At 54.1% G+C, this 15,263-nt stretch carries 13 protein-coding genes; 4 read left to right on the top strand and 9 right to left on the bottom strand.

The annotated features are described in order from the left end of the window. Positions 1-64 precede the first annotated feature (64 nt). The 5 genes from QOY30_RS03610 to QOY30_RS03590 all read right to left on the bottom strand — a co-directional run bounded on the left by QOY30_RS03610 (position 65) and on the right by QOY30_RS03590 (position 2,929). Entirely contained in the window at positions 65-1,060 is a 996-nt protein-coding gene (locus QOY30_RS03610; RefSeq protein WP_283743273.1) for a toll/interleukin-1 receptor domain-containing protein, read from the bottom strand. Positions 1,061-1,127: 67 nt separating this feature from the next. Then, positions 1,128-1,337, bottom strand: coding sequence for a hypothetical protein (locus QOY30_RS03605; protein ID WP_283743272.1), 210 nt, complete (start codon positions 1,335-1,337; stop codon positions 1,128-1,130). Between the two features lie 56 nt (positions 1,338-1,393). After that, a complete protein-coding gene (locus QOY30_RS03600) occupies positions 1,394-1,744 on the bottom strand; it encodes a DUF5615 family PIN-like protein (RefSeq protein ID WP_283743271.1) in 351 nt (116 codons plus the stop codon). Continuing rightward, entirely contained in the window at positions 1,741-1,965 is a 225-nt protein-coding gene (locus QOY30_RS03595) for a DUF433 domain-containing protein (protein WP_283743270.1), read from the bottom strand. The genes QOY30_RS03600 and QOY30_RS03595 overlap by 4 nt, the downstream gene beginning before the upstream one ends. A 115-nt stretch (positions 1,966-2,080) precedes the next feature. After that, on the bottom strand, positions 2,081-2,929 hold the full coding sequence (locus QOY30_RS03590) for an SDR family oxidoreductase (RefSeq protein WP_283743269.1): 849 nt from the start codon (positions 2,927-2,929) through the stop codon (positions 2,081-2,083). Between the two features lie 93 nt (positions 2,930-3,022). Between QOY30_RS03590 and QOY30_RS03585 the strand changes: the two genes are divergently transcribed. Further along, positions 3,023-3,412, top strand: a complete 390-nt coding sequence (locus QOY30_RS03585; protein WP_502958680.1) for a winged helix-turn-helix transcriptional regulator — start codon at positions 3,023-3,025, stop codon at positions 3,410-3,412. Positions 3,413-3,586: 174 nt separating this feature from the next. On the opposite strand, the gene QOY30_RS03580 is transcribed toward QOY30_RS03585, so the two are convergent. After that, positions 3,587-4,750: a MalY/PatB family protein gene (locus QOY30_RS03580; protein WP_283743268.1), complete on the bottom strand. Its 1,164-nt coding sequence runs from the start codon at positions 4,748-4,750 to the stop codon at positions 3,587-3,589. A 62-nt stretch (positions 4,751-4,812) separates the two neighbouring features. Then, complete coding sequence (locus QOY30_RS03575; protein ID WP_283743267.1) at positions 4,813-5,268, bottom strand: cytochrome C; 456 nt, start codon at positions 5,266-5,268, stop codon at positions 4,813-4,815. 265 nt (positions 5,269-5,533) lie between these two features. On the opposite strand from QOY30_RS03575, the gene serB reads away from it, so the two are divergent. The 3 genes from serB (at position 5,534) to QOY30_RS03560 (ending at position 10,690) form a co-directional block, all read left to right on the top strand. After that, positions 5,534-6,370, top strand: coding sequence for a phosphoserine phosphatase SerB (gene serB / locus QOY30_RS03570; RefSeq protein ID WP_283743266.1), 837 nt, complete (start codon positions 5,534-5,536; stop codon positions 6,368-6,370). Between the two features lie 82 nt (positions 6,371-6,452). Then, positions 6,453-7,019 (top strand): hypothetical protein, encoded by a 567-nt coding sequence (locus QOY30_RS03565; RefSeq protein ID WP_283743265.1) that lies wholly within the window; start codon positions 6,453-6,455, stop codon positions 7,017-7,019. Between the two features lie 848 nt (positions 7,020-7,867). Continuing rightward, complete coding sequence (locus tag QOY30_RS03560) at positions 7,868-10,690, top strand: adenosylcobalamin-dependent ribonucleoside-diphosphate reductase (protein WP_349496702.1); 2,823 nt, start codon at positions 7,868-7,870, stop codon at positions 10,688-10,690. 217 nt (positions 10,691-10,907) lie between these two features. On the opposite strand, the gene QOY30_RS03555 is transcribed toward QOY30_RS03560, so the two are convergent. Together QOY30_RS03555 and QOY30_RS03550 are read right to left on the bottom strand one after the other, a co-directional pair. Beyond that, positions 10,908-14,177 (bottom strand): efflux RND transporter permease subunit, encoded by a 3,270-nt coding sequence (locus QOY30_RS03555; RefSeq protein WP_283743263.1) that lies wholly within the window; start codon positions 14,175-14,177, stop codon positions 10,908-10,910. Beyond that, entirely contained in the window at positions 14,174-15,250 is a 1,077-nt protein-coding gene (locus tag QOY30_RS03550; protein WP_283743262.1) for an efflux RND transporter periplasmic adaptor subunit, read from the bottom strand. Before QOY30_RS03550 ends, QOY30_RS03555 begins: the two co-directional genes overlap by 4 nt. Positions 15,251-15,263 lie beyond the last annotated feature (13 nt).

Raw genomic sequence — 15,263 nt, 5'->3', positions numbered from 1 at the left:
ACTGGGGGGTGGGCACTTCGTGCCCACCGTACTTAGCTAATCTACAGCTATAGACTTCTGATATTTATTGTTTTGAAAGTATCTTTTTTGAACTTTTGACATAAGTTGGGGCATTCCCAAGTGGGGGTTCATTGTCTCGATCGTAAAGGAGTAGGACAAGGTCTTTGAGGGCTTGTTCATCAATTTGCTCTTTCTTTCCCCAGTTCAATGCATATTTTGAACGCATATAGATCGGCAAAGCTTTCTCTATCTGCTCTTCCCGGACAAGCGCGATGTATTTGGTTTTGGTATCGCCTTGGGCTAGCATGTCTCCTTGAATGATCATTGTCTCCCAACCAACCCCACCTTTTCTAAAATCGGCTTTCTCCATATAGAAGCTATCGCAGACCAAGAGAATCTTGTCCGCCATGATGACTTCGTTGGTCATCCACTGCGGAAGATCGTAGCCTGGCTTGAGGTGATACTGGTCTAGACGCGCATCCACTCCGCATTCTCTTAGCGTCATAGCGAGTTTCTTTACCCACAATGCGTTTTCCTTGTCGTTGCCGGCGTAGCTAATAAATACGCGAGGGTGTTCATCCTCTTCTACTTCATCTATTTCTTCTCTTTTTACGGCTAGATTTCTGAAGGCATCCGATGTAAAGCAATAAAAGACGTAAGTGGTAGATTGATCTTTCTCAAAATGGCCTCTCATGACCTCAAATGATTCACCCGGGGTCATGCCTCCCGCGCCAGTCCCAAGTAATGGAATGTTCACGCGGCTTATCTGATTACTCTGGCAGTAAGTAACAATCTCTTTCGCGATATTGCTCAGGGTATTGGAATCCGATCCGCGCCCACCACCATACACTGATGCAGCATACGCTAGCACACTTGCATTCTCATATTGCACATTGCGAAAGTGAACAGAGCCATAAGGAATAGTGCCAAGTTCAGTTGGTAAACGTCGACTTTGTAGTTCACTAAACACCGAACTGGTAACGCTCCCGCCACTGCTACAGGGAATAACGAGCAGGTCGCACTTGTTTTCAAAAATACTACCTTGAGTGATTTTGATCATGATTGCCTAAGAATAATCAGGGACGTATCACAGTATTTTTTCAAGCCATCAACCATCCCAACGGGATTCATCGAAGCTTGCGCCGGATGTCGGTAAATACCTCAGTGGCAGGAATCAACTCAACATCGCCTCGTTCGATCTCCGCCCAGCGTGATTTCATTTCTTGCTCAAGTTTCCAAGCGCTGACGTACTTGACGGCGACTGCGGTCGCTTCGTCCAGCATCGAGTTCTCGGACAGGAATTCATCAAAGTTGCTGCCGATGTTTTTCTTGCTCATGTTCAATTCCTTGCTTTAGTCGCTGTTAACGAAACGGGCCAGCATCGCAATTGCTTTCATTCATGCACCACCAGCGCATTGCCAGTAATCTCGACAAACCGGCTGGATACAAATGCAGCTTCAATGCCAGCCAGATTCGCACGCAGCACCTTCTCTAGTTCTGCGTTGCTGATGTTGCCAGTGGAGATCAACAACAGCGATGGATCGCCGGTAACCAGGAAGGTCTGCACAAAGTCTGCATCTTTGCTGACCACGATGCGGCCATCCCGTTTGGCACGGGCAATGACTTCTTGGTCTGTTGTGCGGTTCTTGCGGGGAAGTTCGAGGGTGTGCAATGCGTCGTGTCCCGCTTCGTTCAGCCAGTTGGCGAAGCGCTTGGGGAGTTGCGCATCGACCAGGAATTTCATGCAGCCAGACGATCCAGTCGTTTGACGTGCGTCAGACGTGCGGCATAAGACAGCGCCGCCAGAATGTCTTCGCGTTCAAGGTCTTCGTAATCGGCCAGTATCTCTTCGATGGTCATGCCGCTCGCCAGCCACTCCAGCACATTTTCCACCGGATAACGCAAGCCGCGAATGCAGGGCTTGCCGTGGCATACCAATGGGTCAACTGTAATTCGGTCCGTCATTTTTAGGTCTCCTGCTTTCCTGAGAAACATTTACGTGGCCTCAATCATGGTCAGCAACAGTATCTTACACCAGCCCGCAACAGTGCGGGCTGGTCGCAGCCTGGCCCCCCAGATACTAGATTGCCGCCTTAACCACCGTCGCCAACGGCGTCGTCGGCCTGCCGATGAGCTTGCTCAGTTGGTGACTATCGTCGAACAGCCCGCCCTTGGAAACACCCGTGTCGGAATCGGAGAGCAAGTCTGCTACCGCTTTCGGCAATCCCACTTTAATCAGGACGTTCCTGTATTCTGCTTCCGGCAGGTTCACGTAGCCGATGTTCTTGCCGGATTGACGAGAGATTTCTGCCGCCAGTTCGGCCAGCGTATAAGCAGTATCGCCCGCCAGTTCATAAACCTTTCCTGCCTGGTTGTCTGCAATCAGCACGGCCGTATCGGCTTCGGCATAGTCGGCGCGTGTGGTCGAGGCAATGCGGCCATTGCCCGCACAGCCATAGACGGCGCCGTGCGCCAGCGCGCCGGGAATGCCAGCCGTGTAGTTCTCGGTGTACCAACCGTGGCGCAGCAATACGAAGGGGACGCCGGATGCACGGATATAGTCCTCGGTCTCTTTGTGTTCCGCGGCCAGCCCTAACGGCGATGTGTCGGCACGCAGCACGCTGGTGTAGGCCAGCAGCTTCACGCCTGCCTTTTTTGCGGCATCGATGACGGCGCGATGCTGTTTCGCGCGTTGTCCGATCTCGCTGGACGAGATCAGCAACACCTTGTCCGCACCTTTCAGCGCGACATCCCAGTTTGCTGGCTGGCTGTAATCCGCGTGGCGCACTTGCACGCCCAATGCCGCCAGGTCCTTGGCTTTTTCCACATTACGCACTGCGGCAACGATGCTCGAAGCAGGGACTTTCTTCAGCAATGCCTTGATGACCAGTTGGCCCAGTTGGCCGGTAGCTCCGGTAACGACGATCATGATGCTTCCTTTCTTTGACGATTGTTAATTTGGGGAAGCGAAGAATATCCGTTACAATTACTTTTAGTAAGTACGCACAAAAAGGTAAGTGTAATGACCAGAATGGATAATGGAAGACTGGGCGCCAAGATGCGGCGCGGCGAGATCTTCGCAGTGGAATGCCCTTCGCGCGACATACTCAAGCATGTGACCAGCCGCTGGGGCGTACTGGTGCTGGTCGCATTAATGGAAGGCACGCACCGCTTCAGCGACCTCCGGCGCAAGGTGGGTGGCGTGAGTGAAAAGATGCTGGCGCAGACGCTGCAACAACTGGAGCAGGATGGCTTCATCAACCGCGTCCCGCATCCGGTGGTGCCGCCGCATGTGGAGTACACGCTTACCCCGCTGGGCGAAGGGATCGGCAAGCAGGTGGAGGCGCTGACCGACTGGATCGAGATCAATCTGCCGAAGATCGCGACTGCGCAACAAAAACGTGCGGCGTGAACCTGGACGATCATCTTCTTTCTCACCTGACGTTAGCGCTCGACATCCCAGCACGCAGGCATAAGTGCGATGCATGGCATCATCTTCGTCAACGTGCAGACGCCGGGATCATCTTTCAACACTCATCTGATTCTGTGCGATGTACGACAGTTCATTTCAAACCATCTATAACGCTCAACCTGACGCTTTCCTGATCCTTCCGAGCGCCTCCGCAAGTATGTGCCTTGGCGACGCGATGTTCAGCCGCATGAAACCGCTTCCGTTCTTGCCGAACCCGATGCCTGGGTTCATGCCCACCTTGGCCTCCCGCACAAAGAAGTCGCGCAGCTTCACATCATTCAAACCCAGACCGCGACAATCCAGCCAGAGCAGGTAGGTGCCCTGCGCCTGGATGACTTTGATGACGGGCAGGTGCTGCGCCACGTAGTCGTAGACAAAATCGCGGTTGCCTTGCAGGTAGACCAGCAGGCTATCCAGCCATGCTTCACCGCCACGATAGGCCGCTTCGAAGGCCGCAATGCTGAACGGGTTCGTGTTGCCTACGTGCAGGATGTCGAAAGCTTGCTGGATGGCAAGACGATGAGCGGCATTCGGCGCGATGACGCAGGACAGGCCGAGACCGGGGATGTTGAAGGTCTTGCTTGGGGCGACGGTGGTGATGACCTTGTCGTTTTCTTCTGCCAGCGTGGCGAGTGCTATGTGGCATTCGCCGGGATAGACTAGGTCGGCGTGTATCTCGTCCGCAAGGATGGTGACGTCGTAACGACGTGCGATGCGCAACAGTTCGGTGAGTTCTTCCTTGCTCCAGACCCGCCCCACCGGATTGTGCGGCGAGCAGAACAGCATGAGCCTCGCGCCGTCCGCGGCGCATTGTTCGAAATGCTTGAAGTCGATCTCGTAACGGTCCCCCGCAAGGCGCAGCGGATTTTCAATAACACGCCGATGATTGGTGGTCACTGCCGAGAAGAACGGAAAATAGACCGGCGGCTGGACGATGACTCCCTCGCCTTCCTTTGCAAATGCCAAGACACTGGCGAACAGCGAAGGCACGACTCCGGGCGCCATGACTATCCATTCGCGCTGTACTTCCCAGTCGTGGCGCTTCTTCAGCCAGACAATGAGTGCTTCATAGGCGCTTTCCGGGTACAGGGTGTAGCCATAGACCGGATGTGCTGCGCGTTCCTGCAGGGCGCGCGTCACCGCCTCGGGCGAGGCAAAGTCCATATCCGCCACCCACAACGGCAATACATCGGCGGTGCCAAAATAGGCAGCGCATCCGTCATGCTTGACGGAGTTCGTTCCGTTGCGCGGTACTGACTGGTCGAAATCCATGGTCAAAAGATGCTCCCGATGTTTTTCCGTGGGGGCAAGCAGTTATTGCCCGTTATGTTTCTGTCAGCTTAGTTCGTGCTTTCTGATCCATGTCCCTTGTGGCAAGCAACGCAGTCCACCAGGCTTTTAACGCGCCCCTTTACCACCATGCTGATAGCCGCTTTGTGTTTGCGCACGAACCCGCTGGTTTCGGTAATACGGTGCGAATCCGACGAACGATTCCAGCCTGTTCCGCAATTTCGCTCAAGGAACGCGGTGATTTCATCTCGCGACTTTGTATCCAGGCTGGCATCTACGCCAAAATGCTTATCGAGATCTTCCATCAAAAGATGCCAGTCGGCTTTGGAAAGCATGGCGGGCGGGAAAGCCATGTGGCAACTTCCGCACTCGCTCTGCCACAGGGGGCTGGCCTCGCGCGGCTGCCACACATCCTCGGCAGCGAACGCCCCCTGACTTGCAATCAACAAGGCGAGCAAGCCCGCACGTTTCAGCGATGTTTTTACCGCAGGTATCAATCCGTACATATATCTCCTACCAGGTGCAAAACCGTCCTCACGTTATTATTGAAACCTTAAACCTGCCTTAATCCCTTATGAAAACGCGCTTGGCAAGGGTGCCCATGGCATTGACATACCTATTATAGTTGCGCCCCGCGACAATCCCGCTTTCAGTTCGATCGGCCGGTTTCGGCATTTCGTCCACAGATCCGGCCGCCGATTGATTTAAAATGCAGCGCTTTCGATATTTCCGCTCCCAAGTCGAATGGCTATAACCAATGATTACTAGAACATGAATCTCATCCTCCAGGCTCTGCACGACATCCCTTCCGCTCAGGTTGAGCATCTCGCCAAACTTTCCAGTGCCGCGCGCATCGAACAGGTCGCACCGCACCTGTATTGCCTGCGCGACGCAAAACCGCATGCCGAGATTGCTGCCTATTGTTTTGAAAACCGTCTCGACTATGGATTCGTGCCACGGGACAAGCATTTGTCCGATTTCGGGCTGTTGGTGATGGATATGGATTCGACGCTGATCAGCATCGAATGCATAGACGAGATCGCAGACATGCAGGGACTGAAGCCGCAAGTGGCGGCGATCACGGAATCGGCGATGCGCGGCGAGATCGATTTCGCCGAGAGCCTGCGCCGCCGCGTTGGCCTGCTGAAGGGGCTGGACGAAGGCGCCTTGCTGCGCGTGCATGACGAGCGATTGCAGCTCAATCCCGGCGCGGAGATCATGCTGGCAGAATTGAAGAAACACGGCATCAGAACGCTGTTGGTGTCCGGCGGATTCGTGTTCTTCACCGAGCGCCTGAAGGCGCGTCTCGGCCTCGATTTCGCCCAAGCCAACGAACTTGAGATCGTGAACGGCAAGCTTACCGGCAAGGTGTGCGGCAAGATCGTGGACGCACAAGGCAAGGCGGACTGGCTGAACCGCGTGCGCGAAGAACTGGGATTGAAGCGGGAGCAAGTCATCGCAATGGGCGACGGTGCGAACGATTTGAAGATGATGGCGCAAGCTGGCGTCAGCATTGCCTATCACGCAAAGCCCGTGGTGCGCGAACAGGCCAGCTACTCGCTGAATTTCGTGGGGCTGGACGGATTGGTCAATCTGCTGGGTCACTAGACCGTCCGGGTCGCGCGATTTCAACCGGGTTTCGGTGTGCTAAAGTGCCAGCGGATTTCCAAACTGGGCAGAAAGGATAGTCATGCAGGATGTCATCTTGAAGCTGGTGGACGTACCCATGGTGCGCATGTTTGTTCTGGCCGGCATCATCTTCCTGATGATCGCGGTGCTGGGCAAGATCGAGGGAAAGATAGAACCGGGTAGCATCGGCCGCATCGGATCGGCGATCCTTGGCGTTGTCCTGATCGCTATCGGAATCATGATGCAATACGGCGAAACGCATGATGTGTACGCCAAGCTACCGCCAAACATGATCGCGGCACTTCCTTCGCAAACTGTTGTTGCCGCCTCTCAGTCCAGCGCTCCAGCCAATACTGAAGCAGTCTCCATCAAGGTCGTTTCCGGCACCTATGGCCGTAACTGCAATGCCAAGGCAGGCAATGCGACTGCTCCTCTATCCGGGGCATGCGACGGTCACAGCACTTGTGATTTCATCATCGATACCATCATGCTGGAAGATCCGGCCCCGAATTGCAGCAAGGATTTCACTGCCGAATGGAAATGCAGCAATGGGAATGCGGTCTATTCCGCAGCCCTGTCCAGCCTCAGCGGCAAGAATGACAAGCTGCGCCTGAACTGCGTCAACTAAGAATTTAGCCCATCGCGGCATATGGCCGCCTCTAAAAATTTAAAGTTCTAAGCAAGACAAGGCGTGAACAAAAAATTGCGACGCAGCATATATTTAATATGTGAGGAGTAATTTTTTGTGAGCAACGCAGTATTGCGACGAAATTTGGATTTTTAGAGATGGTCATAAGCCTGTATTGCTCATAGCTGACCTATACAAGCGAGATTATCTCGCGTACCAAACAATGTTTCTGTCCGATCCAACACGCACGCAAGATACTTGCCTCGCACTCCCGTTACGACGATTTTCTGGATTATGGCGATGGACAGGACTTCCAACGCAAACTTGAGGAATTTCGTAAAGCACTCGCCAGGGAAGAAACCGGCCTAGCTGCATCGGCCGAACCCAAACCCTAATATAGGCGAAGTGCCTGATATGGATGGCCTAAGTGCACTTTTAACCAGCTCTACCTCATGGTTATTGGCGCAACAGCGACCCAACTTCCGACTCAAGTCAAGACATTGCTGCAATGTTTCACTTAATATTCCACTTGAAAAAAATCCCCCAGAGCACTACAGTTAGTCACAAATCAGACGACCAACCACTAGATATAGTGGTTTTGTTTTTCCTGCCAATCAGGCAGCGCCATCAAAGGGAGTAATATAATGTTCGACACCGAAAGCGTTTCGCCTTCAACTTCTTCCCAGAACGATCCCGAGCAAAGTACAAATTCCAGTCATAATCCGGAGCGACACAAGCACAAACCGGCTCAAGCCGAGGCAGAACATGCTTCCAAGCGCGGGCAAGATTCGCACAATAAACTTGCCAAAGGCTTGAAAGATGATTCGGCATTTGAAGAAAGCGCAGCAATGACACAAGAGATCAGCACCGAAGTGCTGCTGGAAAAATACGCGGAAGCCGACGAAAAGTCGGTACAGGACGTGCGTCGTCGTGTAGCCCGCGGTCTGGCGCAGGCCGAAAAGGCCGATCAGCGCGCCAAATGGGAGCAGGCCTTTTTTGAAGCACAGGAAAATGGTTTCGTTCCGGCCGGCCGCATCAACTCGGCCGCCGGCTTGAAGATACAAGCCACGCTGATCAATTGTTTCGTGCAGCCGGTGGGCGATGCCATTTCCGGCACCAACGACGGCAAGCCCGGCATCTATGACGCCTTGCAGCAAGCTGCCGAAACCATGCGCCGTGGTGGCGGCGTCGGTTACGATTTTTCTTCCATCCGCCCGGAAGGCGCGCACGTCAAAGGCACCAACTCGCGTGCCAGCGGCCCCATTTCCTACATGCGCGTATTCGACCGTTCCTGCGAAACCGTGGAGTCCGCCGGCGCGCGGCGCGGCGCACAGATGGGCGTGTTGCGCTGCGATCACCCGGACATCGAAAAATTCATCAGCGCCAAGGACCAGGGCGACCTGCGCAACTTCAACATCTCCGTGGGCGTGACCGATGCCTTGATGCAGGCAGTGGAAAAGGACCAGGATTTCGAGCTCGTGCACATGGCCGAACCTTCTCTAGCGATCAAGGAAGCGGGAGCGACGCGACGCGACGACGGCAAGTGGGTTTACCGCAAAGTGCGTGCTGCCGATCTGTGGAAACAGATCATTGCCAGCACTTACGACCATGCCGAGCCGGGTGTGCTGTTCATCGACCTGATGAACCGCGACAACAATCTGTCCTATTGTGAAATCATCGAGGCGACCAATCCCTGCGCCGAACAGCCTTTGCCGCCTTATGGCTGCTGCTGCCTCGGCTCGATCGACCTGACGCGCATGGTAAAGAATCCGTTCTCCAAGCATGCCGGTTTCGACTACGAGCCATTCAAGCAAATCGTGCGCGTCGCGGTACGCATGCTGGACAACGTTCTGGACGTGACCGCCTGGCCGTTGCCTGAGCAGCAAAAGGAAGCGCAAAACAAACGCCGCGTCGGCTTGGGTTTCACCGGGCTGGGCGATGCGCTGGTGATGTTGGGCTTGCGCTACGATACCGACGAGGCTCGCAACTTTGCTGCCGACATTTCGCGCATCATGCGCGACGAGTCGTATCTCGCGTCAGTGGACCTGGCCATCGAGCGCGGCGCTTTCCCCTTGCTGGACGCCGACAAGTATCTCGCCGCACCACGCTTCGCATCGCGCCTGCCGGACGAAATCAAGAACAAGATACGCAAGCACGGCATCCGCAACAGCCACCTGCTTTCCATTGCGCCCACCGGTACCATCTCGCTGGCTTTTGCGGACAACGCTTCCAACGGCATCGAACCGCCCTTCTCTTGGTTCTACACGCGCAAGAAGCGCATGATGGATGGCACCACCAAGGATTACTCCGTGGAAGATCACGCCTGGCGCGTGTTCAAGCAGCAGGGCGGCGACGTGTCGAAACTGCCGCCTGCCTTCGTCACCGCACTGGAAATCTCCGCCATCGACCACATGAAGATGGTCGCGGCCGTCGCTCCCTTCATCGACACCTCAATCAGCAAGACCGTCAATGTGCCCGCCGATTATCCGTATGAGGATTTCAAGGACCTCTATACCGAGGCATGGAAGGCCGGCCTGAAGGGGTTGGCGACCTATCGCCCCAACAGCGTGCTGGGCTCGGTGCTGTCGGTCACACCGGAAAAGAAGGAAGATCAGCCGCAGGATTTCGTGTTCGACCAGGATAGACGCATCGTGCTGGAAGCCGCTCCCAATCCCGCTCTCGCCTCCTTGCGCTGGCCTGGACGTCCCAACCTGACGGCGGGCAGTGCCGGCTGGGTATCGCAAGTCGTAAAGCATCCTCTCGGCAGTTTCGTGACCTTCGTATCGCATACCACCAACGGCCGCAACCATCCGTTCGAGGTGTGGGTGAACGGTTCCGAGCAACCGCGCGGACTGGGCGCGCTGGCCAAGTCATTGTCGATGGACATGCGCACACGCGATCCGGTATGGGTACGCATGAAACTCGAGATGCTGATGAAGACTACGGGCGACGACGCCTTCGACATGCCAATGCCGCCCGATGGCGAAGTGAAACGCATGCCGAGCCTGGTCGCCGCGTTCGCGCACTTGCTCAAATATCGCATTGAAGAATTGGGCGCCCTGGAAGTTTCGGAAGGCGAGACCACGCCGATGATGGATGCGCTGTTCGCCAAGAAGGAACCGAAGACCGGCACCGACGGCACCATGAGCTGGACCGTGGATATTTCGAATGGTGGCAGCGGTGATGATTTCGTACTGGGTTTGAAGGAACTGGTACTGCCGGACGGGCAGCGCCGCCCCTACTCGATGTGGCTGTCCGGCGTGTATCCGCGCGCCTTGGACGGATTGTGCAAAGTGTTGAGCCTGGATATGCGCGTGATCGACCCGGCCTGGATCGGCATGAAACTGCGCAAGCTGCTCAACTTCGGCGAACCGCTCGGCGATTTCATGGCGCGCGTGCCGGGCAGCGTCAAGATGGAAAGCTACCCGTCGACCGTGTCTTACGTCGCCAAGCTCATCATCCACCGTTACGCGATGCTCGGCATCCTCGATGAGCACGGCTATCCGGTGCAACAGATGGGCGTGCTCGAAATTCCGGAAGGTCACATCAAGCCCACAGGTATCAAGCCTATCGTCGGCAAGATGTGCAAGGAATGCGGCAACGCCACACTGATCAAGAAAGACGGTTGCGAATTTTGTACAAGTTGCGGAGCGATAGGTGCGTGCGGTTAAGCTTGTTGTGAGCTGAATGTAGTCGTAAAAAAATCCCCGGTGTTTTTCACCGGGGATTTTTCTTAATAACCAATGAATTTATTGTGGGATCGATTGCGATAAATGCTTTGATTGTTTAGCGCCCGTTTTCTGTTTGACTCCCTAGCGCGACAACAACGTTAAATTAGCTTCGGTCTAATTGAAAATTCCGAATAAATCTGCGTTCCTTTGGATCTTCCTACACCGCACCACTTCGTTTACGCCAGAGGAAGTAAAGCAGTGGTATCACTAACAGCGTCAATGCGGTGGATGCGAATGTTCCGAAAATAAGCGATACAGCCAGCCCGCCGAACACGGGATCGGTCACCATAATCGCCGAGCCCAGTATGATTGCCAATGCAGTCAGCAAAATAGGCCTGAAGCGTATCGCACCCGCTTCGATCACGGCTTCATCGATGCAGCATCCGCGACCTTCGTGTTCAATGATGAAGTCTATCAGGAGCAGTGAGTTTCTCACCACAATACCTGCCAACGCGATCACCCCGATCATTGACGTTGCCGTGAAAGCCTGATGTGTAATCCAGTGACCGGGAAATACGCCGACCAGTGTCAGCGGTATGGCTCCCATCACGATCAAGGGGATCACGAATGATTTGTAATAGCCAACCAGCACCAGATAAATCAGCACCAGCGCCACAATGAAGGCACTCCCCAAGTCGCGGAACACATCCAGGGTGAGTCGCATCTCACCACCCCACAACACTTGGTATTTGGTGAGATCATTGGGTTGTGCTTCGTTAAATCCCAAATTGGCAGTGGTGAAATGCTCGCCGGCCAAGGTTTTGTCATCCAGCATCTTGTCTAGCGCAAGTACGGCATAGACCGGGCTGGAGCGCAGCAATTCTGCACCAACCATAACCTCTTGATGTTGATCGCGGTCGTAAATCGGTTTGGCGGCGACAACACGGCGCATTGTGGCGATCGACGATAATGGCACTTGCTGACCCATGGCATTGACGACCGTCAGTGACAGCACCTGGCTCGGCGATTGACGTTCCGAACGAGGCAGACGCACGGTCAAGTTGATCGGCTCTCTGGCATCTTCGATATGCAATGCACCAAGCGAAAAGCCACTTACATAATCATGTACCAACTTGGCAACTTGTGCCGGTGCAACACCCGCAAGCGCCGCCTTTTCGGCATCAACGTACAGCTCGTAACTTTCCACTGCCGCAGTTACCGAATCGTCCGCATTGATAATGCCGTAAATATTGTTGAAGTCTTCCCTGACAATGGCAGCGGCTGCGCGCAGTTTGTTGTAATCGGGGCCATATAATTCCGCAAGGATTTGCGCCTGTACGGGGGGGCCCGGTGGAGTCTCATACAGCTTGATCTGCGTATCAGGGTATTGCTTTCTGACTGGCATCAATGCTTCATTCAGTGAAGATACGATCTCGTGCGAGCTTTCCGAACGATCATGTTTATCAACCAGATTGACGCGTATCTGTGCAAGATTGGTTCCTCGCTTGAGTATGTCACCGCGCACCAGTGCCGCAAAATCGACCGTGGCGGTAACGCCCAGAAAGGTCTGATAATCGACGACATGCTGGGTGCGTGCGAGAACATCACTGACTGCACGAGCCACTTCGTCGGTACGTGCCAGTGCGGTCCCCGCGGGTGTGTCTACTTCAAGCAAAAATGTGTTGGTATTGTCGTTCGGCAACATTTTCAGCTCCACACCCAGAGCAGAAAGCGGGCCATTGATGCCTGACGGACGAACAAATTGCCATAACGGTTGCAACATCGCCAAAACGAGCAGGATAAAGACAATCAGAAAAAGCCAAGTGCGGCGTTTACTGTCGTTGAGCAGGGGGGTAATTACCTTGACATAAGCACGATGCAATGAATCTTTGGGTTGAGCGTCCCGTTCTTCCAGGTTCGGTGTATTTGCAAGTTCAACCAATGCCTTACCCTTGAGCATACGATAAGCCGCCCATGGCACCACCATATAAGCGATCAAGAGCGAGGCAATCATCGCTACGGGTACGTTGAAAGGGATAGGCTGCATGAATGGCCCCATCATGCCAGTGACGAAAGCCATCGGGATGAAAGCCAAAATGACGGCTATCGTGGCCACATTGGTGGGGTTACCAATTTCATTGGTAGCGAGTATCAATGCTTCTTTAAAATTCGTAGAACGATGATGCAGATGGCGATGAATGTTTTCCACGACCACAATCGCGGCATCAACCAAAAGACCCAATGACAAAATGAATGCGAACAGTGTGATGCGGTTCATGGTCTGACCCGCAACCAAACCGACGGCCAGCACAACAAACAGGATTAACGGTACAGTCAGGGTCACAATGGCAGCTTCACGCCAGCCTAGAAAATACAGCAGCACCACGACCACTGAGGCGATGGCAATTCCCAAATGTTCAACCAGTGTATTGACGGCATCGTTCGCCTTGGCACCATCATCACGAGTGACTGTAACGCTAACGCCTTCCGGGATGGCTTCATGTTTGAGTGCTTCAAGTTTGGCAAGTACTGCGTTGGCAACGACGACAGCGTTGGTGCCGGACTTTTTTGCGATGGCAATGGTGACTGCCGGTGCTTCACCCTTGAAGTCAGGATGTTGTTTTGCCGGTCCGAAGGCGAAGTGTGAGGATGAATCCACTTCAGATGGACCATCTTCGATACGCGCCACATCTTTGAGAAATACTGGCCGGCCTTTGGGAGCGCCCAGCACGATGTTCCCGACTTCGTGTGCATCTTTGAGGAACCCGTTAAATCGCAAGGGGATACTCTTGTTGTTGTCGACCAACTCGCCGGCAGGCATCGAAATATTGGTGGCATTCAGCATGCGATCCACCTGATCAAGCGAAAGACCCGCAGCAGCCAGTTTCTGCGCGTCAATGTAGATGTTGACCGCGCGAGGACGTCCACCCACGATCTCGGTGAAAGAGACGCCCGGAATGTTGCGCAATTGCTCCAGTACATGCTGCGTCAAATCGCGCAGTTCAAAGTCACTGTGCTTGGCTGAAGCGAGTGTCAATGTCATGATCGGCACATCGTCAACATTGATGGGTTTGACCATGGGCTGCATTGCACCGGAAGGCATGCGATCCATGTTTTGCATCAATTGGTTGTATAACTTGACCAGACTTTTCTCCTGGTCTTGACCGACATCAAACTGTACGGTTACCACGCCATAGTCGTTGACTGCGTAACCAAAGGTATGTTTCACCCCGGCCTGTGCGTTCATGATGGCTTCGAGCGGCTTGACGATGGTGTTCTCAACCTCGTCGGCTGTCGCGCCCGGTTTTGCAACAATGATATTGGCAGCGGGTACGACAATCTGCGGGTTGTATTCACGCGGTGTCACCATGACCGCCACGAGACCAACCAGCGTGATGGCCAACATGATCATCGCAGTGATTTTTGATGAAAGGAAGGTCTTGGCCAGTCGCCCGGCGATGTTCATAGGCTGTTGATTTTCGTTCATGGGTTGCTTTCAGTCAGATTGACCTTGTCACCCGAGTTGATGTCGGAAGTGTTGCTGACCACGACCTTATCTCCCGGATTGAGTCCAGCTTCAATCCCGATCACCCCATCCTGCGCGCTGCCAGTCCTGACCATCCGATAGTGAGCAGTGCCGTCACCGTCCACCACGAAAACACCGGTTATACCTGCGCGCTCAAGCAGTGCGGATTTGGGCACGCTGATCCCTTTCCTGCTGCCTACTGTGAATCGCACACGGGCGAAAGTCCCGCTACTGAATCCCTTAATTCCCGGGACATCAAGTTTCACGAGATGAGTATGTGACATCGTGTCAGCGGCCGAAACCAGTCGCACAATCTTGCCCGGTAGTGCATCTCCCCCGACTTCAACCGTTGCGCTTCCTCCCATCTGCAGATGGGAGTAGGTTTCGTCGCTGACTGATGTTTGTACCGTTAGCTTGGCAGGGTTTTCCACCACCAGCACTGGCCGTCCAGGTGCGGCAAGGTCGCCTTTGTTAGCCATTTTTTGCGTTACAACACCATCGATAGGTGAACGCACTTCAGCATAGTGCAATTGCGATTCAGCAGTATTCAAACCAGCCTGTGCGGCATTGGCCTGACTTTGCGCAATGTTGTACTGCAGTTTGATCTTGTCGTATTGCGCCTTAGGTATGGACTCTTCCTTGTACAGGTTAGAAAAACGCTCATAGTCAGTCTTGGCATCATTCAGCGCTGCTTCTGCCTGAGCAAGTCCCGCACGGGCTTGGTCTACCTGACCCTTAATATCCGTCGGATCAATGCTAAACAGCAATTGGCCCACTTTGACAGTTTCGCCCTCATGAACTGAAATGTCACGGATGTAGCCCATCAACCTTGATGCCACCTGAACTTGCTGTTCGGCAATTATCTCGCCGGGTGCAGCATCTGCGACAGGGATGTCAGTCAAACTGAGTACGATGATTTGTCCGTTGACTGTTTTGATCTGTGTCGCCGCAGTTTGATCGTGAGGCTTACAACCGGCCAGCGACAAGAACAGCGTTGCAGCTACTGTCAGCATTGATATCTCTTGCACTTTCATCATGTTTCTCCCT

This window comes from Sideroxydans sp. CL21, assembly GCF_902459525.1.
Lineage (GTDB): Bacteria > Pseudomonadota > Gammaproteobacteria > Burkholderiales > Gallionellaceae > Sideroxyarcus.
Note: the sequence above shows the minus strand (reverse complement) of the source record. Positions and strands in the feature narration are given on the sequence as shown.

Excerpts from the sequence above, each read along its gene's own strand:
- QOY30_RS03610 (WP_283743273.1), bottom strand. The coding sequence starts at position 1,060 with ATGATCAAAATCACTCAAGGTAGTATTTTTGAAAACAAGTGCGACCTG.
- QOY30_RS03605 (WP_283743272.1), bottom strand. The coding sequence starts at position 1,337 with ATGAGCAAGAAAAACATCGGCAGCAACTTTGATGAATTCCTGTCCGAG.
- QOY30_RS03600 (WP_283743271.1), bottom strand. The coding sequence starts at position 1,744 with ATGAAATTCCTGGTCGATGCGCAACTCCCCAAGCGCTTCGCCAACTGG.
- QOY30_RS03595 (WP_283743270.1), bottom strand. The coding sequence starts at position 1,965 with ATGACGGACCGAATTACAGTTGACCCATTGGTATGCCACGGCAAGCCC.
- QOY30_RS03590 (WP_283743269.1), bottom strand. The coding sequence starts at position 2,929 with ATGATCGTCGTTACCGGAGCTACCGGCCAACTGGGCCAACTGGTCATC.
- QOY30_RS03585 (WP_502958680.1), top strand. The coding sequence starts at position 3,023 with ATGACCAGAATGGATAATGGAAGACTGGGCGCCAAGATGCGGCGCGGC.
- QOY30_RS03575 (WP_283743267.1), bottom strand. The coding sequence starts at position 5,268 with ATGTACGGATTGATACCTGCGGTAAAAACATCGCTGAAACGTGCGGGC.
- serB (WP_283743266.1), top strand. The coding sequence starts at position 5,534 with ATGAATCTCATCCTCCAGGCTCTGCACGACATCCCTTCCGCTCAGGTT.
- QOY30_RS03565 (WP_283743265.1), top strand. The coding sequence starts at position 6,453 with ATGCAGGATGTCATCTTGAAGCTGGTGGACGTACCCATGGTGCGCATG.
- QOY30_RS03560 (WP_349496702.1), top strand. The coding sequence starts at position 7,868 with ATGACACAAGAGATCAGCACCGAAGTGCTGCTGGAAAAATACGCGGAA.
- QOY30_RS03555 (WP_283743263.1), bottom strand. The coding sequence starts at position 14,177 with ATGAACGAAAATCAACAGCCTATGAACATCGCCGGGCGACTGGCCAAG.
- QOY30_RS03550 (WP_283743262.1), bottom strand. The coding sequence starts at position 15,250 with ATGAAAGTGCAAGAGATATCAATGCTGACAGTAGCTGCAACGCTGTTC.